General features: G+C 41.6%; 17 protein-coding genes and 5 tRNA genes. 18 read left to right on the plus strand and 4 right to left on the minus strand.

Annotated features, from left to right (window positions below):
* The first annotated feature begins 42 nt into the window (after positions 1 to 42).
* Positions 43 to 564 carry a hypothetical protein gene (locus ABXG83_RS00995; protein WP_353549640.1) on the plus strand — a complete coding sequence of 174 codons (522 nt, stop codon included), beginning with the start codon at positions 43 to 45 and terminating at the stop codon, positions 562 to 564.
* A 40-nt stretch (positions 565 to 604) separates the two neighbouring features.
* On the opposite strand, the gene cphA is transcribed toward ABXG83_RS00995, so the two are convergent.
* Entirely contained in the window at positions 605 to 3,229 is a 2,625-nt protein-coding gene (gene cphA, locus ABXG83_RS01000) for a cyanophycin synthetase (protein WP_353549641.1), read from the minus strand.
* Between the two features lie 129 nt (positions 3,230 to 3,358).
* Here cphA and ABXG83_RS01005 point away from each other — a divergent pair, with 129 nt between their 5' ends.
* From ABXG83_RS01005 to ABXG83_RS01015, 3 genes are all read left to right on the plus strand, one after another.
* Positions 3,359 to 4,249: a cyanophycinase gene (locus ABXG83_RS01005; protein ID WP_353549642.1), complete on the plus strand. Its 891-nt coding sequence runs from the start codon at positions 3,359 to 3,361 to the stop codon at positions 4,247 to 4,249.
* Between the two features lie 121 nt (positions 4,250 to 4,370).
* The gene (locus ABXG83_RS01010; RefSeq protein ID WP_353549643.1) at positions 4,371 to 5,051 is read left to right on the plus strand and encodes a GDSL-type esterase/lipase family protein; all 681 of its coding nucleotides are present in this window, start codon (positions 4,371 to 4,373) and stop codon (positions 5,049 to 5,051) included.
* A gap of 31 nt (positions 5,052 to 5,082) precedes the next feature.
* Positions 5,083 to 6,033 (plus strand): proline iminopeptidase-family hydrolase, encoded by a 951-nt coding sequence (locus ABXG83_RS01015; protein ID WP_353549644.1) that lies wholly within the window; start codon positions 5,083 to 5,085, stop codon positions 6,031 to 6,033.
* A gap of 60 nt (positions 6,034 to 6,093) precedes the next feature.
* Here the strand turns inward: ABXG83_RS01015 and tyrS are convergent, their stop codons facing one another.
* A complete protein-coding gene (tyrS, locus tag ABXG83_RS01020; RefSeq protein ID WP_353549645.1) occupies positions 6,094 to 7,377 on the minus strand; it encodes a tyrosine--tRNA ligase in 1,284 nt (427 codons plus the stop codon).
* 111 nt (positions 7,378 to 7,488) lie between these two features.
* On the opposite strand from tyrS, the gene ABXG83_RS01025 reads away from it, so the two are divergent.
* Both ABXG83_RS01025 and hscA read left to right on the plus strand, forming a co-directional pair.
* The gene (locus ABXG83_RS01025) at positions 7,489 to 7,869 is read left to right on the plus strand and encodes an RDD family protein (RefSeq protein ID WP_353549646.1); all 381 of its coding nucleotides are present in this window, start codon (positions 7,489 to 7,491) and stop codon (positions 7,867 to 7,869) included.
* Between the two features lie 212 nt (positions 7,870 to 8,081).
* On the plus strand, positions 8,082 to 9,938 hold the full coding sequence (gene hscA / locus ABXG83_RS01030; RefSeq protein ID WP_353549647.1) for a Fe-S protein assembly chaperone HscA: 1,857 nt from the start codon (positions 8,082 to 8,084) through the stop codon (positions 9,936 to 9,938).
* Between the two features lie 79 nt (positions 9,939 to 10,017).
* Here hscA and ABXG83_RS01035 read toward each other — a convergent pair whose 3' ends face one another.
* Positions 10,018 to 10,608 carry a riboflavin synthase gene (locus tag ABXG83_RS01035; protein WP_353549648.1) on the minus strand — a complete coding sequence of 197 codons (591 nt, stop codon included), beginning with the start codon at positions 10,606 to 10,608 and terminating at the stop codon, positions 10,018 to 10,020.
* 184 nt (positions 10,609 to 10,792) lie between these two features.
* Between ABXG83_RS01035 and rpsU the strand changes: the two genes are divergently transcribed.
* The 3 genes from rpsU (at position 10,793) to raiA (ending at position 12,648) form a co-directional block, all read left to right on the plus strand.
* A complete protein-coding gene (gene rpsU, locus ABXG83_RS01040; protein ID WP_133475437.1) occupies positions 10,793 to 10,990 on the plus strand; it encodes a 30S ribosomal protein S21 in 198 nt (65 codons plus the stop codon).
* 63 nt (positions 10,991 to 11,053) lie between these two features.
* The gene (gene xerA / locus ABXG83_RS01045; RefSeq protein WP_353549649.1) at positions 11,054 to 11,941 is read left to right on the plus strand and encodes a site-specific tyrosine recombinase/integron integrase; all 888 of its coding nucleotides are present in this window, start codon (positions 11,054 to 11,056) and stop codon (positions 11,939 to 11,941) included.
* A gap of 407 nt (positions 11,942 to 12,348) precedes the next feature.
* On the plus strand, positions 12,349 to 12,648 hold the full coding sequence (gene raiA, locus ABXG83_RS01050; RefSeq protein ID WP_353549650.1) for a ribosome-associated translation inhibitor RaiA: 300 nt from the start codon (positions 12,349 to 12,351) through the stop codon (positions 12,646 to 12,648).
* Between the two features lie 219 nt (positions 12,649 to 12,867).
* On the opposite strand, the gene ABXG83_RS01055 is transcribed toward raiA, so the two are convergent.
* A complete protein-coding gene (locus tag ABXG83_RS01055; protein WP_353549651.1) occupies positions 12,868 to 13,230 on the minus strand; it encodes a hypothetical protein in 363 nt (120 codons plus the stop codon).
* A 63-nt stretch (positions 13,231 to 13,293) separates the two neighbouring features.
* Here ABXG83_RS01055 and ABXG83_RS01060 point away from each other — a divergent pair.
* The 9 genes from ABXG83_RS01060 (at position 13,294) to ABXG83_RS01100 (ending at position 16,943) form a co-directional block, all read left to right on the plus strand.
* Positions 13,294 to 13,366, plus strand: a tRNA-Thr gene (locus tag ABXG83_RS01060).
* Positions 13,367 to 13,409: 43 nt separating this feature from the next.
* Positions 13,410 to 13,492 (plus strand) — tRNA-Tyr (locus tag ABXG83_RS01065).
* 71 nt (positions 13,493 to 13,563) lie between these two features.
* A tRNA-Gly gene (locus ABXG83_RS01070) sits at positions 13,564 to 13,636 on the plus strand.
* 125 nt (positions 13,637 to 13,761) lie between these two features.
* Positions 13,762 to 13,833 (plus strand) — tRNA-Thr (locus tag ABXG83_RS01075).
* Between the two features lie 101 nt (positions 13,834 to 13,934).
* The gene (gene tuf, locus ABXG83_RS01080) at positions 13,935 to 15,122 is read left to right on the plus strand and encodes an elongation factor Tu (protein WP_353549652.1); all 1,188 of its coding nucleotides are present in this window, start codon (positions 13,935 to 13,937) and stop codon (positions 15,120 to 15,122) included.
* 105 nt (positions 15,123 to 15,227) lie between these two features.
* Positions 15,228 to 15,299 (plus strand) — tRNA-Trp (locus ABXG83_RS01085).
* A 93-nt stretch (positions 15,300 to 15,392) separates the two neighbouring features.
* Positions 15,393 to 15,587 (plus strand): preprotein translocase subunit SecE, encoded by a 195-nt coding sequence (gene secE / locus ABXG83_RS01090; protein WP_178889891.1) that lies wholly within the window; start codon positions 15,393 to 15,395, stop codon positions 15,585 to 15,587.
* A gap of 6 nt (positions 15,588 to 15,593) precedes the next feature.
* Positions 15,594 to 16,205 carry a transcription termination/antitermination protein NusG gene (gene nusG, locus ABXG83_RS01095; protein WP_353549653.1) on the plus strand — a complete coding sequence of 204 codons (612 nt, stop codon included), beginning with the start codon at positions 15,594 to 15,596 and terminating at the stop codon, positions 16,203 to 16,205.
* 126 nt (positions 16,206 to 16,331) lie between these two features.
* Positions 16,332 to 16,943 carry a hypothetical protein gene (locus ABXG83_RS01100; RefSeq protein WP_353549654.1) on the plus strand — a complete coding sequence of 204 codons (612 nt, stop codon included), beginning with the start codon at positions 16,332 to 16,334 and terminating at the stop codon, positions 16,941 to 16,943.
* Positions 16,944 to 17,020: the final 77 nt, after the last annotated feature.

Below are 17,020 nucleotides of genomic sequence, written 5' to 3' on the forward strand. Positions count from 1 at the left end.
TATAACTTATATTCTAATCATCATTTTCAAAACATAGTAGTTATGAAAAAGTATATTTTTCTTTTGTTATTGTTTGTTTGTATCAAATCTGAAATTTATGGTCAAAGACCGCAACAATTTGAGCTGAGGATCGTTCCTGAAGTCTCATTTCCATTGGGAAATTTTTCTCAGGTAGCTAATACCGGAATTGGAGGTAGCCTTAAAGGATCTTATAGTTTTAAAAGTCCGGGTCACCTTTTGTTGAGTATCGGGTATCAAAATTTTGGAATCAAAACTTTAGTGCCGGGAGTGAGTTCGCAATATACAATCATACCGCTGATGTTAGGATACAGACATGATATAAAAAGAGTTTTTCTTGAAAGTCAGGTTGGAGCAGGTCTCTATACTCTTAAAGCAAAGAATGGAGCTGCATCAGCAACAGATTCAAATGTGAATTTTACTTACTCGCAAAGTATTGGCTATGATTTTGGTAACTACGAGTTACTAATGCGTTATCAGTCTGGTAGTCTTAAAGGCTCTGACAGATTAAATGTGTTGGGTATTGGTATGAACTTTTCTTTTTAATTCCGATCAATCATTGATCGGAATTAAAAAGTATACAAGTTTATTCATTCAAATCTTCCTTTTCTTTCAGCGCCTTAATTAAATCCAGCGCTTCCGCCACTACATCACACATGATGGTAATCAGAGAACCCGGTTTGGCAGTATTATAGGCATGCATGATGGCCTCTTTTTCATTATAAATAATGGTCAAAGGGATATCTTTTCCTTTGGTATCATTGATGCCCTCTACCAAGAGGTTTACGATCTCTTCTGCTGTTCTACCCCGTAGGTTTTTATCCTGGCGGATGATGATCTCATCGAAACTTCGGCCCGAGATCCTTCCCAATTCCCGAATATCTTCATCCCTACGATCACCGGTTCCGCTGATGATACCCACTTTCGGGAAACCATCCATTTTCCCCACAAAATCACAGAGCAGTTCCAATCCTGCAGGATTATGGGCAAAATCTACCAGGAACTTAAAATGTTTGAATTCAAACAGGTTCAATCTGCCCGGGGTTTGTGAAGGTGAAGGAACAAATGTGGTCAGTGCAGTTCTGATATCTTCGATGCTAATGTCTTTAAACAAATAGGTCGCCAGTACGGCAGGTAGGGTATTCATGATATTATGGACCGCTTTCCCGCCATAAGTAATGGGGATCTCACTTACTTTGATCACGCGTATTTTCCATGTGCCTTTAAGGATGGATACATACCCATTTTCAAATACCACCGCATAGCCTCCTTTATTACAATGCTCCTGTATGCGTGGATTCATTTCGTCCATACTAAAATAGGCTACATTACAACTTAGACCTTTGTACATGTTATACACTAGATCGTCATCAGCATTGAGGATGGCAAAGCCATGATTGAATGTCGTTTCCGGAATCACTGCTTTTACCCTTGCCATTTGTTCGAGAGAATCAATTCCACCGAGACCAAGATGATCAGCAGTTACATTGGTCACGATACTCACATTACAATGCTGAAATGCCAGTCCTGCTTTTAATAAACCTCCACGTGCGCATTCCAATACCGCAAAATCAACAGTAGGGTCTCTGAGTACGAATTGGGCACTGAGTGGACCGGTACAATCACCTTTCATCATCAGCTGATTCTGTATGTATACGCCATCACTCGTGGTATAACCTACTTTTCGTCCGGCTGTTTTGCATATGTGTGCGGTGAGTCGGGTAGTGGTGGTTTTGCCATTGGTTCCTGTAACAGCAATGATGGGAATCCGTCCATCAGAACCTTTGGGGAATAACATATTGATCACAGGCTCTGCCACATTGCGGGGCAGTCCTTCTGCAGGTTCAATATGCATACGGAATCCGGGAGCTGCGTTGACTTCCAGTACGGCACCTCCATTTTCATAAATAGGTGCGCGCAGATCCGGAGCCATGATATCAATACCGCAGATATCCAATCCAATGATCTTGGCAATTCGTTCAGCGAGAAAAATATTGACCGGATGTACTTCATCGGTTACATCTGTAGAAGTACCACCTGTGCTAAGGTTGGCAGTAGGTTTCAGTAATACCAATTCATCTTTGGGTGGAATGGTGTCTAAAGTGTATCCTTTCTCATCTAACATTTTTTGTGTGAACTGATCGATCGTGATCTGTGTCAATACTTTTTCATGTCCATAACCACGGCGAGGGTCTTTATTGGTTTCATCGATCAGCCATTGAATGGTATGCACACCATCTCCAATGACTGATGCAGGAGTTCTTAATGCAGCACACACAAATTTGTAGTTGATCACCAATACGCGGAAGTCGACGCCGGTAATAAATTTTTCAACGATCACGGATCTACTGTATTGTTTGGCAGCTTCAAAAGCTTTGAGTGCCATTTCCCAGGTGGTGATATTGGTGGTATTACCTTTACCATGATTGCCATCAATCGGTTTGATCACTAATGGATAACCGAACTTGGCAACTGCATCTTCTAGTCCGGCCTCGGTTCTGATGACGGTTCCTTTGGGTACCGGTATTTCTGCAGCTTCTAATAGATTTTTGGTTTCTTCTTTATCACAAGCGATATCTACTGCAATATTTGATGTAGTACTTGCAATGGTGGCACGGATTCTTTTTTGGTGTACTCCATAGCCTAATTGTACCAGGCTTTGTTTGTTCAAGCGGATATAAGGAATGCCTCGTTTAGCAGCTTCTTCCACGATACAACCGGTTGAAGGCCCCAAGCGTGTGTCTTCGCGTATCTCACGCAAGCGTTGAATGTCTTCCGATAAATCATATGCAACAGCATCTACCAATGATTGTGCAATGCGAACAGATGCTTTGGCGGCATAAACACCTGCATCTTCTTCCATATAGTTGAAGACGACATGGTATTCTCCTTCTTTGCCGGTACCTCTGGTTCTGCCAAATCCGCAATTCATGCCTGCCAGGGTTTGTAATTCCAGTGCAATATGTTCAATCACATGTCCCATCCATGTTCCTTCATCTACACGCTCAAAAAATCCACCCGGTTTACCAACACTGCAACGATGAGAATACATAGAAGGAAAAAGGGATTCCAGGCGTTGCCGAAAGCCATCAATGGTGTTGGTAGGTCTTTGCTCCAGTTCTTCCAGATTCAATTTCATCTGGATCAGTTTCGGGCGACGAACACTCCAGTAATTCGGTCCGCGCAGGACTTTGATCTCTTCAATTTTCATAGAAACAGTTTGGTTGGCTTATTTATTCACAGAGAATACCCATTAGGGAAGATGATCAATATAGCACATTTTTGGGTAAGCCTTAGCCATTGAAATCACTTATTTTTGTTTGGAAAGAATTTCTACTGAATGCGTATTCCTAAAGGTAAACTGATCGCTATAGGCGGAGCTGAAGACAAAGGAACCGATCTTGAAAAAGGAGAGTTTCATCGTAATAACCTCAATTTTTTTGAATTGGGAATTCTGCGTCGCATCGTAGAAGAGATCGGCGGAATTCATTCGCGAATAGAAGTGGTTACCACGGCTTCTACCATTCCTTATGAGGTAGGAGAAAATTACCTGAATGCTTTTGGGAAGATCGGATGCACGGATATTGGTCTCTTACATATTCGTAATCGCGAAGATGCCATGCGTGCAGATTATGTGGAGCGCATTCGTACATGTGCAGGGGTGATGTTCAGTGGTGGTAATCAGCTCAGACTGTCTGCTATTTTCGGGGGTACTGTTTTTTTGAAGACCATTCATGAAAGATATCAGTCAGAAAGTTTTGTTATTGCAGGAACATCTGCCGGTGCTATGGCGATGAGTAATACCATGATCTATGAGGGGAATGCTACCCGTGCCCATTTAAAAGGGGAAGTGAAAATCACAACCGGATTGGCATTCATGGATAATGTCATCTTTGATTCTCATTTTGAAAAGCGTGGTCGTTTTGCAAGATTGGCACAGGCAGTTGCAGCGAATCCATCCTGTATTGGCATTGGATTGGGAGAAGATACCGGAATGTTGATCACACAGGGAAATAGAATGGAAGCCATCGGTAGTGGACCTGTGATCATTGTGGACGGACATGATATCCGTCACAGCAATATGGCCGATATACCGGAAGGTAATCCGATCACCATTGAAAATCTGAAAGTTCATTTTTGTGCCAAAGGAAACGGATACCTGGTTGAAGAAAGAACCTTTGTTGAACAAATGGGCGCCAGCACCACACCTGTGATGACGGATGTTTATTAGTCCATGGTCCATAGCTTATGGCTTATGGATCATAGCTAATGGTTAATAGGAGCCCAATAACCCGATTACCCGATAACCTGATCACCTGCAAACCCATAACCCAGTACCCAGCACCTAAAACATGAACAAACTCATCCTCTTCACACTATTCATTGCAGCAATGTTTGTTTTGTCTGCGTATCGTTCTGATCGGAAAAAGAAGATCCTATTTTTTGGTGATTCCATTACAGAGTTGGGCGTAAAGCCGAATGGATATATTCGGGTCATAGAGGATATCATTCGGAATGAGGATAAGTCTAGCCAGTATGAATTGATCGGTAAAGGTATTGGTGGGAATAAAGTGTACGATTTGTTTTTACGGATGGAAGAAGATGTGCTGAAGTTACAACCTCAGATCGTAGTGATATATATTGGTGTGAATGATATCTGGCACAAGAGCATGATGGGAACCGGTACTGATTATGATAAGTTTGGAACATTCTACCAGGCCATCGTCAATAAACTAAAAGCAGCGGGTATTCAAGTGGTTCTTTGTACTCCTGCTGTGATCGGTGAACGATATGATGGAACAAATCCACAGGATGGTGAATTGAATCATTACAGTAATTGGATCAGAAAGTATGCCAGCGACAACAGTTTACCACTGGTTGATCTGCGCGCAGCTTTCTTGAATTATAGCAAAGCCCATAACCCCAATAATCAGGATGCTAAAATTCTTACTTATGATCGTGTGCATTTGAATGATATAGGTAACAAGCTGGTGGCTGAGCAAATGTGGGAGAAACTAAAAACAATCAAATGATCCATTATAGTCAATACAATATCCAGCTATTATGACACGTATTATTTATTATTTCCTCTTTGCGATGATGACGCTGATGCTGTTTGCTTGTGCCGATAAAACATCAGCGCCAACACTTACACCTCATGAAGGATTTGTTGAAGTGAAGGGAGGGAAGATATGGTATCGTGTATGGGGTAGTGGTGATGGTATTCCTGTTGTAATGCTGCATGGCGGTCCGGGTTTTACCAGTTATTACCTGACTCCATTGGCGGATTCTTTGTCAAAAGAACGTACGGTGATCGTTTTTGATCAATTGGGTTGCGGGCGCTCTGATCAGCTCTCGGATACCAGCTTGATGAATATGCAAGCACATGTTGATCAGGTATCTGCATTGTTGAAAGCATTGAAGATCGAAACCTTTGATCTTTATGGACATTCATTCGGTACCATGCTAGCCACCGATTTTTATTTGCAGCATCCTGAAAATATTCGCTCCGTTGTATTGGCAAGTCCTTGTTTACGTACCAAGAACTGGATGCTTGATGCTGATACATTGATGATGCAATTACCCGATAGTACTGCACAGGTTTTACAAAATTTTCGAAAAGGAGTGCGGCAGGACTCGGTACAGCTGGCGAATGCACTCACAGTTTACTACAGTAATTTTTACAATCGGAAACAACCTTTATCTCCTTATGTAGACAGTTCACTTCGTTTACAGTCACTGCAAGTGTATCGTCATATGTGGGGGCCGGAAGAGTTCATGGCTACCGGCAATTTGAAAGCATATGATCGGACACCCGATCTGGAGAAGATCAAAGTGCCGGTTTTATTTACGACCGGACAATATGATGCTGCACGTCCTTCAACAGTGAAAAGTTATCAGCGATTGATAAAGGGAGCTGTATTTGAAGAGATACCTGCTGCCGGACATTCAACCATGACCGATCATATTGAAGCAGACCTGAAAGTATTGAAAGCCTTCTGGAACAAATTATAAGATCCAAAAAAAAGCTACTGCTCTTGTGCTATGAGTAGTAGCTTTTATCTGTTAATTGGATCAAATCGCTTTTACGAGGAAATAATTCTTTTTCCCTTTTTGTATCAACAGGTATTTATGCTGCAACAGGTCAGCACTAGTAAGGGATGTTTTTTCTGAAGAAATTTTTTCTTTATTCAACCCAACACCTCCAGACTGCCACATTTTGCGGGCTTCTCCTTTGCTGGGGAAGATATTGGTCTCAGCAAGGAAGCTGACAAGATCATACCCTGCATCCAATTGTGCTTTGCTGATCTCAACGGTAGGAACACCTTCCATTACCTGCAATAATTGCTCTTCACTTAAGCTTTGCAAAACTTCTGTAGTGGCGTTTCCGAAAAGGATCTCAGAAGCCTTTACTGCAAAATCATAATCTGCTTTGCTATGAACAAAGCAGGTCAGTTCTTCTGCTAGTTTTTTCTGTAATGCACGTTGATGTGGAGCTGTATCATGTGTTGCGATCAATGCTTCTATTTCTGCAACAGGTAATAGGGTGAATATTTTGATCCAGGTCTTAGCATCCTCATCGCTGGCGTTCAACCAGAATTGGTAGAATTGGTAGGGGGATGTTTTTTTGGCATCCAACCATACATTCCCTTTTTCAGTTTTACCAAATTTACCTCCATCGGATTTTTTTATCAATGGACAAGTAAACGCAAAAGCTTCGCCGCCTGCTTTTCTACGGATCAATTCTGTACCGGTTGTGATATTACCCCACTGATCGCTGCCACCCATCTGCAGTTTGCATCCTTTGTTTTGGTATAACCAATAAAAGTCGTAGCCCTGGATCAACTGGTAGGTAAATTCTGTAAAGCTCATGCCTGTTTCGCCTTCCAATCTCTTCTTCACACTGTCTTTGGCCATCATATAATTAACAGTGATATGCTTACCGGCATCGCGGATAAAGCTTAGGAAGCTGATATCTTTAAACCAGTCATAGTTATTCAGCATCACGGCAGCGTTTGGCTTCGCTGGATCAAAGTCAAGGAATTTTTCTAATTGCTTGCGAACACCTTCCTGGTTGTGGAGCAATACTTCTTCACTCAATAAATTACGCTCTTCGCTTTTTCCGGTAGGATCGCCTACCATACCTGTAGCACCACCTACCAATGCCATGGGTTTATGTCCGGCACGCTGTAAGTGCACTAATAATAATATAGGAACCAAACTGCCGATATGTAAACTATCAGAAGTGGGGTCGAATCCAATATATCCGGAAACCATTTCTTTTTGTAATAGCTCTTCTGTTCCGGGCATGATATCCTGAATCATTCCTCTCCAACGCAGCTCTTCAATTAATGTCATCTTTTGTCGATTTGCGGCAAAGATAATGAGTAGTGAGTAGTCAGTAGTGAGTAAGAAGTCAAGGATAAAAAAACTCACTACTGACTACTCACTACACACTAATTTTGCACCATGCGAAAAGTTGGTGAAGGTACCCGTACCCTGAATTTTTTGATCGACACTGTGGTGATCTTGTTCTTGGCCATCGGCTTGAACAAGGGCTGGACTTTTTACGTTCGTTATTGGGGATATCCATATCTGAATTTCGGATGGATATTTTTCGGGACTTTGTTTGTGTACTATAGTTTTTTTGAGACCATCTTCCAAAAGAGCCCTGCGAAATGGCTTAGTTACTCCAAAGTGGTCAATAAAGAAGGTAAAAGAGCCGCTTTCTGGCGTATCCTCCTGCGCAGCCTCACAAGAATCACGGTCATCGACCTCTTTTTCATCCCCATCCTGGGTAAGCCCCTGCATGATTGGGTGAGTGGTACTGAGGTGGTGAGTAGTGAGTAGTCAATGGTGAATGGTGAATTGTCAATATTTTGAGGTGTTTCTCTAATGGGTAAAGATTCTGCTTATTTAAGTGGCTTTTCTTACTATAAGCCATGGACTATGGACTATCAGCCCTAAACCGTTTATGATTTCCGATACTTTCTGATTCCTGACTCGGCGGTTCCTTATTTCTCTGTTCCGATGGTGTATTTTTGCGGTTCAAATAAGGAATAATGGCAAAGATTGGGATCAATATTGCAACAGGTAGTTTACAACAGGCTGAAATGATCGTAGGGATAGACCTTGGTACCACCAATAGTCTGGTGGCGATCATACATCCGGAAAGCAAGGTTCCGGTTGCTTTAAAGGAATTCAATTCCAGCAGCTTGGTGCCTAGTGTGGTGCATTTCGATGGATTTGGTAATCCTGAAGTGGGAGAGGCCGCTAAGCAGTATTTGGAAACCGATCCTGCCAATACCATTTTCAGTGCTAAAAGACTAATGGGTAAAAGCTATAGAGATGTAAAAGAGCATGCTGATCTTTTCACCTATAAAGTCATTGATGATGATACAGAGAGTTTGGTCAAAGTACAGGTAGGGGATAAATTTTATTCTCCAATTGATCTTTCTTCATTCATTCTCAAAGAGTTAAAAGAAAGAGCTGAACATATACTTAAAACGCCTGTGAACAAAGCGGTCATCACTGTTCCTGCCTATTTCAATGATGCGCAACGTCAGGCAACTCGAGATGCGGGTAAGTTGGCCGGATTGGATGTTTTGCGGATCATTAATGAACCAACGGCTGCAAGTCTGGCCTACGGTTTAGGAATCAATAAGTACGAAGAGAAAACGATCGCTGTTTACGATTTAGGAGGCGGAACATTTGATATTTCTATTTTGAAAATTGCAAATGGCATTTTTGAAGTGCTGAGTACCAATGGTGATACCTATTTAGGTGGTGATGATTTGGATAGAGCGATTGTTCAACATTGGATAAAAAAAGTAGGTATTGATCATAATGGTTTAAAAATCAATAAAATATTAGCACAATCATTAAGATTGAAAGCCGAGGAAGCTAAAAAATATTTGAGTGATCATACTGTGTTTCAGGCTGAGTTGAATGGTGATCAATTGAGTCTTTCTAGAGATGAATTCAACTCATTGATCCAGCCTTTGATCGATCGAACGATCGATTGTTGTAAAAAAGCCATGACCGACGCCGGACTCCAAACCAACGATATTGACACAGTGGTGATGGTGGGAGGGAGTACGCGTGTTCCGGCTGTTAAAGAGGCGGTAAGTACTTTCTTTGGTAAGCCTGTGAACGATGAAGTGAATCCTGATGAAGTAGTTGCTTTGGGTGCGGCAGTTCAGGCAGATATATTGGCTGGAAACAATACAGACTTTCTGTTATTGGATATCACGCCTTTGAGTCTGGGTATCGAAACCATGGGTGGACTAATGGATGTGCTCATTCCGAGAAACTCTAAAATACCTTCGCGGGTAGGCAGACAATATACTACCCATAAAGATGGACAAAGTGGGATGCGTATTTCCGTGTACCAAGGGGAGCGAGATCTGGTAAAGGATAATCGAAAGCTGGCTGAGTTCAATTTGACCGGTATTCCGGGAATGCCAGCAGGATTGCCTAAGGTTGAAGTTCAATTTTTAATAGATGCAGATGGTATTTTAGTAGTGAAAGCCAAAGAGTTACGTAGCGGCGTAGAACAAAGTATTGAAGTGAAACCGCAATATGGGTTGACCGATCAGGAAGTTGAACAAATGTTGCTGGATAGCATCACTCATGCCAAGGATGATATGGTGACCAGGGCTTTGGTGGAAGCCAGAACTGAAGGAGAGCAGATATTGGGAGTGACGGAAAAATTCATTGCCAAGAACCCGGATTTGATGACCAAAGAAGAAATGTTAGCCACTGCGAATGCGATGCAGGCGCTTCAATTGGCTTTAACTATGGAAGATAAAAACTTGATACAGAGTAAGATAGAAGAGTTAAATGAAATAACCAGGCCTTTTGCTGAGCGAGCCATGGACCAGGCCGTGGGAGCAGCGCTAAAAGGGAAGACATTGTAAATAATTGAAAATCAAAAGCCAAAAGTCAAAACCGAGATCTAGCTTTTAATTTTGACTTTTGACTTTTGATTTGAAATCATCATCTATTCAACTCCCTCATCCGCTCAATATATTTCCCCAGAATATCAAATTCAATATTTACGACACTGCCTTCCATCACCTGTTGGATACTGGTGTGTTCGAAAGTGTAAGGAATGATAGCTACTTTGAAACTATTGTTGGTGATAGCAAAACAAGTCAGACTAGTACCATTTACTGAAATGGAACCTTTTTCAATAATCAGGTGAGCATAGGTTTCTGGTATCTGAAAGCGGAACTCCCAGCTCCCTGCCAGTTCTTTTCTTTCGGTACAAGTAGCGGTACAGTCAACATGGCCTTGAACGATATGTCCATCCAGGCGTCCATTCATCACCATGCATCTTTCAAGATTCAGGATGCTGCCCGGCTGCCAGCCGGATAGATTGGTCTTTTTCAGGGTTTCTTCAATCGCGGTAACCCTATGCTGTCCTTGGGTAAGCTGATCAACGGTCAGGCAAACGCCTTCATGACTCACGCTTTGATCGATCTTCAATTCTCCGGAAATGGGGGATTCTACCCAAAAACTGATATTAGATCCGTTTTTCTCTAGTGAAACGACTTTGCCAATAGATTCTATGATTCCTGTAAACATAAGCGCAAGGTAGATGGATCTTTGATTTTTTGATCTTTGATTTTTTGATTTAATCCGAAAAGCCCAAACGAGAAATCAAGAATTCAAGAAATCAAAGATCAAAAATTTTCAAAAGGATTTGCATATTTATCATGATACCTCTATCTTTGCACTCCTAAAAAACACCCGAGGAGGTATAATCGTTATGCTTATCATTGATTCAAAAGATTGCGAAAACATCGACAAGGCACTCAAGAAGTACAAGAAGAAGTTCGAAAAGAGCAAAGTATTGTTACAGTTAAGAGAGCGTCAGGCATTCACTAAGCCGTCAGTTAGACGTCGTGGTGAGGTGTTGAAAGCCATCTATAAGCAGCAGATCGCAAGCGGCAAGATCGAAGGATAATCACCTTCTTTCATCCGAATATATTCAGTAGCCTGAGTTTTGTAACTTTAGGCTACTTTTTTTATGTCCCAATCTGTCTACCCGGTCATACAACCTTTTTTAGATCACCTGCGTTTCGAGAAGCGCTATTCCCAGCATACGCTTATTTCTTACCAAACGGATCTGGAGCAGTTCTTTGCGTATCTATCCAGTCAGTTTGATGGACCGTCAGTTCCTGAAATAACACCCATGTTCATTCGCAGTTGGTTAGCAGAAATGAAAGAGGATGGAATGGAGAGCAGAAGTTTGAACCGTAAGATATCCGCACTCAAGTCTTTTTTTAAATACCAGTTGAAGAATGGTGTGATTGCGCAATCGCCAATGACCACCATCGTTTCACCAAAGTTGAATAAGCGACTGCCGGTCTTTGTCGAGGAAAAAGATATCCGCACTTTGTTCGATCATGTAGAATTTTCAGATGATTGGAAGGGGAGAACCGAAAAGTTGGTCATGCAGTTGTTCTATAGCACAGGAATGCGTTTGAGTGAATTGATCGGCTTAAAGGAATCGCAACTGGATGCGTCTTTATCTCAGATCAAGGTATTGGGTAAAGGGAATAAAGAAAGGATCATTCCAATATCCCAGGATCTGGTGCAAGCTTTACAGTCTTATATCAAAGACAAACCTGTTGCAGGACCTAAATTGTTTCAAACAGAAAAGGGTAAGTCGCTGCAACCCAGACAAGTGTATGCTTTTGTAAAGCAGTACCTCGCTGCAGTAACCACCATCCAGAAAAAAAGTCCGCATATTCTCCGGCATAGTTTTGCTACGCACCTGATGAATAATGGAGCCGACCTGAATGCAGTCAAAGAATTATTAGGTCATAGCAGTCTCGCCGCTACACAAGTGTATACACATAATACGATTGAGAAATTAAAAGAAGTGTTTAAGAAGGCGCATCCTAAGGCGTGAGGGGGGTATAGTCCATGGTCCATAGCTTATGGTTTGTTGCGAATAGTAAGCAGGTGTAGGTATTGGTATCCACTAGCGATTTTTTTTATCCATCCCCCACTGACGATGAACAATAACCTATGGACTATCGACCATGGACCATGGACTATGGACTATTGCCCAGGCCCACTAACCATCTCAACCCACAAATCACGTCAATCCTCATACCTAAAACCTTGAATTCCTGTCAACTGTCAACAGTCATTTGTCATCTTAATATCTGCTCAAAAAATTACCATTTTTTTCTTCTTTTTGTGAACGGAAAAGATTAACTTGTAAGTGCTGAAAAGAAAAGCAGGAAGACTGCAAAATGACTTCAGAAATAAGTTCTTTCAAATAATTTTTTCACCGATTAAACGTGAGTTGCTATGAACGTTAACATTCAAACAGTGCACTTTGATGCAGATGACAAATTGGTAGAGTATGTTTCGCGTAAACTCCAAAAATTGAACACTTTTCATGATCGAATTTTGAAAGTGGATGTGTTCTTGAAATTGGATAATGTAGTGCATACGATCAAAGACAAAATCGTGGAGATAAGAGTGCATGTTCCGAGGCATGATTTTTTTGTAAAAGCCTCCTCAAAGTCATTCGAAGAGTCTTTCGACTCGGCCATGGAATCCATTGTATCACAGATCAAACGAAAAAAAGAAAAATTAGCAGCCTAAAAAACTTCAAAAACCCTGGTCAAAAGCCGGGGTTTTTTTATGCGGTAAGCCACAAGTTGCAAGCTACAATTGGCACTCAAAATCTTGAAGCTTGCGGCTTGAAGCATGCAGCTTTCCCAACTTGTTAATAACTACCCGAAAAAATTCCAATCAAAATTTTGCTGAATAAAGTTTTCCATTACCTTTGCCATCCCAAAAAAGGGTAGTTCTTTGTATTTTTTACAGCAAAAGCAGGTCAGAGAATTGGATTTTTGCCGCTCGAATTGACCGCTTTTTAAATAACAAGCCGAAGTAGCTCAGCTGGTAGAGCATCCCGATGAAATCGGGAAGGTCGCGGACCTTTAAACGAATTACCACTGAACAAAAGGTAAACAAGCCGAAGTAGCTCAGCTGGTAGAGCATCCCGATGAAATCGGGAAGGTCGCGGACCTTTAAACGAATTACCACTGAACAAAAGGTAAACAAGCCGAAGTAGCTCAGCTGGTAGAGCATCCCGATGAAATCGGGAAGGTCGCGGACCTTTAAACGAATTACTACTGAACAAAAGGTAAACAAGCCGAAGTAGCTCAGCTGGTAGAGCATCCCGATGGAATCGGGAAGGTCGCGGACCTTTAAACGAATTACTACTGAACAAAAGGTAAACAAGCCGAAGTAGCTCAGCTGGTAGAGCAGCTGATTTGTAATCAGCAGGTCGCGGGTTCGAGTCCCATCTTCGGCTCATTTTCATTTTGCTTTTGATTTCGGTCAGCAGCAAATGAAAAGGGCAGGTTCCAGAGCGGCCAAATGGGGCGGACTGTAAATCCGCTGTCTTTCGACTTCAGAGGTTCGAATCCTCTCCTGCCCACGGAATAAAGTAGTAATGAAAACATTGCTACAGCATTCAAAAGTTCTTAAAAGCATTTGAAAAAGACTTAAGCGGGAGTAGCTCATTTGGTAGAGCGATAGCCTTCCAAGCTATAGGTGGCCAGTTCGAGCCTGGTCTCCCGCTCTTTTTAGTTCTTTAAAGAAACAACAGCTGAAAAATAAGCCGTTGTAGCTCAGTGGTAGAGCATCCCGATGCAATCGGGAAGGTCGTGAGTTCTTAAAAAAAGACAACAGCTGAAAAGAATAAAAGCCGTTGTAGCTCAGTGGTAGAGCACTTCCTTGGTAGGGAAGAGGTCGTGAGTCCGATTCTCACTAACGGCTCAAAGTGATGTATGAAATGTGATTCGCAGGGGCGGATAAGCAAAAAATAAACAAGTGGCGAAAGCCTTAGATTTTTAAAACACAACTAAAAACCGATAAAAATGTCTAAAGAGACCTTTAAGAGGGAGAAACCTCACGTAAACGTTGGTACTATTGGTCACGTTGACCACGGTAAAACCACCCTGACTGCTGCCATTACGGACATCTTATCTAAGAAAGGTCTGGCACAGGCTAAGAAGTATGATGAGATCGATGGCGCTCCTGAAGAAAAAGAGCGTGGTATCACTATCAATACTGCTCACGTAGAATATCAAACTGCTAACCGTCACTATGCGCACGTTGACTGTCCTGGTCACGCTGACTATGTGAAGAATATGATTACCGGTGCTGCCCAGATGGATGGTGCGATCCTGGTAGTGGCTTCTACCGATGGTCCGATGCCACAAACAAAAGAGCACATCCTGCTTGCTCGTCAGGTAGGTGTACCTCGTATCGTAGTATTCATGAACAAGGTTGACCTTGTTGATGACGTTGAATTATTGGAGCTGGTTGAAATGGAGATCCGCGAACTGTTATCTTCTTACGGTTTCGATGGTGATAACACTCCAATCATCAAAGGTTCTGCAACTGGCGCTTTGGCTGGTGAAGAAAAATGGGTTAAATGCGTTGAAGAGCTGATGGAAGCTGTAGATACTTACATTCCATTGCCTCCACGTCCAGTAGATATGCCATTCCTGATGTCTGTAGAAGACGTATTCTCGATCACTGGTCGTGGTACTGTAGCTACAGGTCGTATCGAGCGTGGTATCATTAAAGTAGGTGAAGCTGTTGAGATCGTAGGTCTGATGGATGCTCCTCTTTCTTCTACTGTAACAGGTGTTGAAATGTTCAAAAAACTGTTGGATGAAGGTCAGGCTGGTGATAACGCAGGTCTGTTGCTCCGCGGTATTGAAAAGAAAGATATCCGTCGTGGTATGGTAATCTGTAAGCCAGGTTCTATCACTCCACACACTGACTTCAAAGGTGAGGTTTACGTACTGAGCAAAGAAGAAGGTGGACGTCACACTCCATTCTTCAATAAGTACCGTCCTCAGTTCTATTTCCGTACTACTGACGTAACTGGTGAAGTTACTTTGCCAGAAGGAACTGAAATGGTAATGCCTGGTGATAACATCAACCTTACTGTAAAACTGATCCAGCCGATCGCGATGGAGAAAGGTCTGAAATTCGCTATCCGTGAAGGTGGACGTACAGTAGGTGCCGGTCAGGTTACTGAAATCATCAAATAAGCTATAAGCAGCAAGCTTTTAGCTTCAAGCAAATAGGTTTTTTTACTATATTTGCATACATAATCTAAAAGCTGTTCGTCTCTGGCGGATAGCTTTTAGCTTTCTACGGGCATAGTACAACGGTTAGTATAGAGGTCTCCAAAACCTTTGATCTGGGTTCGAATCCTAGTGCCCGTGCTGAGATAAGTTGATGGTTAATAGACCATAGACCATGGTCAGGAAAACGAGTTTTACCATGGACTATCGACCATGGACCATAAACCAAAGAACATGAACAAAATCACCACATACTTCAAAGAAAGCTATCAGGAACTGATGGAGAAAGTGACCTGGCCTACATGGTTACAACTTCAGCAGAGTACCGTTATTGTACTGGTAGCTACTGTGATCATCACCGCATTGGTTTGGGTGATGGATTTCTCCAGCAATCAGTTGCTGAAACTGGTTTATTCATTATTCAAGTAACAGAACATGGAAGCATCAGTAGTCGATAATAACACTGTTGAAACCACAGAAACACCACAGGATAATACCAAGTGGTACGTTTTGCGTGTAGTGAGTGGTAAAGAGCGTAAGGTAAAAGAGTATCTAGATAAAGATATTATCCGCAGTGGCTGGCAAGAAGTGATCAAGCAGATCTTCCTTCCCATGGAGAAAGTATACAAAGTGCAGAATGGTAAGAAAGTGATGCGCGAAAAAAACTACTTCCCCGGTTATGTGATGATGGAAGTACTGGATGGCAAACTGAATGATGACATGGTTCAGCACATCAGTAATATCAGTAACGTCATGCACTTCCTGACAGATGGTAAAGGTTCTAAAGGAAATATCATTTCTCTTCGTAAAAGTGAAGTGAATAAGATGTTGGGTAAGGTAGATGAAATGAATGATCAGGGTGTTACCATGAGTGAACCATTCATTATCGGAGAAACCATCAAGATCATTGAAGGTCCTTTCAACGACTTCAACGGCGTGATCGAAGAAGTGAATGATGAAAAGAAAAAATTGAAAGTAACTGTAAAGATCTTCGGTCGCTCTACACCTGTAGAATTGAACTATATGCAGGTAGAAAAACTGAGTTAAGATTTTTCTTCTTAAATAATGAAAAGGCTATCCACTCCGGATAGCCTTTTTTTATCGATACATGAGTGGTAAGGCTCTTTTTGTCGGGTTGAGTAACTTCGATTTTTCTGCTTAACCCTTACACATATGCTTACCCGAAGAATTCATTATTATTCCGGTGTGACGATCGCCTTGTTTGTGACGCTTCATTTGATCAACCATACAGTTAGTCTGATCAGCATCGAAAAGCATATAGACATGATGACTCAGTTGCGAAAAATCTATCGTAACATTTTTGCAGAAATACTTTTACTCTCTGCTGTCGGTGTTCAGATCTACTCTGGGTTACAACTCTACAGATCAAAATATAAAACCGCGAAAGGTTTTTATGAAAAATTACAACTGTGGTCAGGGTTATACTTGGCAATATTTTTTGTGATTCATTTATCAGCAATGATGGTAGGCAGATTCATCTTGGAATTAGATACCAATTTTTATTTTGGTGCAGCAGGACTGAATCATTTCCCAGTCAACTTATTCTTTATTCCTTATTATTCTTTAGCCATATTTTCATTTTTCGCACACCTCGCTTCGATTCATTATCAGAAGATGAAAAGTAGGCATAAGGATGCAGGCATTCAATCAGGGATCATTCTGTCTATTGGGGTAATTATGATTTTTTTATTGATGTATGGTTTGACCCATGGATTCCAAGGAATTAGTATACCTGATGCGTATGGGATACTTGTTGGAAAATAATTGTTTAAATTGTTAACTGATGTGAGAGACATACGCTTTGCATATTGAATCTATCAACAATCATCAGTTAAACAAAT

Origin of the sequence: Sediminibacterium sp. KACHI17 (assembly GCF_040362915.1) — a bacterium.
Lineage (GTDB): Bacteria > Bacteroidota > Bacteroidia > Chitinophagales > Chitinophagaceae > Sediminibacterium.

Excerpts from the sequence above, each read along its gene's own strand:
- ABXG83_RS01005 (WP_353549642.1), top strand. The coding sequence starts at position 3,359 with ATGCGTATTCCTAAAGGTAAACTGATCGCTATAGGCGGAGCTGAAGAC.
- xerA (WP_353549649.1), top strand. The coding sequence starts at position 11,054 with ATGTCCCAATCTGTCTACCCGGTCATACAACCTTTTTTAGATCACCTG.
- ABXG83_RS00995 (WP_353549640.1), top strand. The coding sequence starts at position 43 with ATGAAAAAGTATATTTTTCTTTTGTTATTGTTTGTTTGTATCAAATCT.
- ABXG83_RS01015 (WP_353549644.1), top strand. The coding sequence starts at position 5,083 with ATGACACGTATTATTTATTATTTCCTCTTTGCGATGATGACGCTGATG.
- tyrS (WP_353549645.1), bottom strand. The coding sequence starts at position 7,377 with ATGACATTAATTGAAGAGCTGCGTTGGAGAGGAATGATTCAGGATATC.
- ABXG83_RS01100 (WP_353549654.1), top strand. The coding sequence starts at position 16,332 with ATGCTTACCCGAAGAATTCATTATTATTCCGGTGTGACGATCGCCTTG.
- ABXG83_RS01035 (WP_353549648.1), bottom strand. The coding sequence starts at position 10,608 with ATGTTTACAGGAATCATAGAATCTATTGGCAAAGTCGTTTCACTAGAG.
- tuf (WP_353549652.1), top strand. The coding sequence starts at position 13,935 with ATGTCTAAAGAGACCTTTAAGAGGGAGAAACCTCACGTAAACGTTGGT.
- ABXG83_RS01055 (WP_353549651.1), bottom strand. The coding sequence starts at position 13,230 with ATGCTCTACCAGCTGAGCTACTTCGGCTTGTTTACCTTTTGTTCAGTA.
- ABXG83_RS01025 (WP_353549646.1), top strand. The coding sequence starts at position 7,489 with ATGCGAAAAGTTGGTGAAGGTACCCGTACCCTGAATTTTTTGATCGAC.
- hscA (WP_353549647.1), top strand. The coding sequence starts at position 8,082 with ATGGCAAAGATTGGGATCAATATTGCAACAGGTAGTTTACAACAGGCT.
- raiA (WP_353549650.1), top strand. The coding sequence starts at position 12,349 with ATGAACGTTAACATTCAAACAGTGCACTTTGATGCAGATGACAAATTG.
- ABXG83_RS01010 (WP_353549643.1), top strand. The coding sequence starts at position 4,371 with ATGAACAAACTCATCCTCTTCACACTATTCATTGCAGCAATGTTTGTT.
- secE (WP_178889891.1), top strand. The coding sequence starts at position 15,393 with ATGAACAAAATCACCACATACTTCAAAGAAAGCTATCAGGAACTGATG.
- nusG (WP_353549653.1), top strand. The coding sequence starts at position 15,594 with ATGGAAGCATCAGTAGTCGATAATAACACTGTTGAAACCACAGAAACA.
- cphA (WP_353549641.1), bottom strand. The coding sequence starts at position 3,229 with ATGAAAATTGAAGAGATCAAAGTCCTGCGCGGACCGAATTACTGGAGT.
- rpsU (WP_133475437.1), top strand. The coding sequence starts at position 10,793 with ATGCTTATCATTGATTCAAAAGATTGCGAAAACATCGACAAGGCACTC.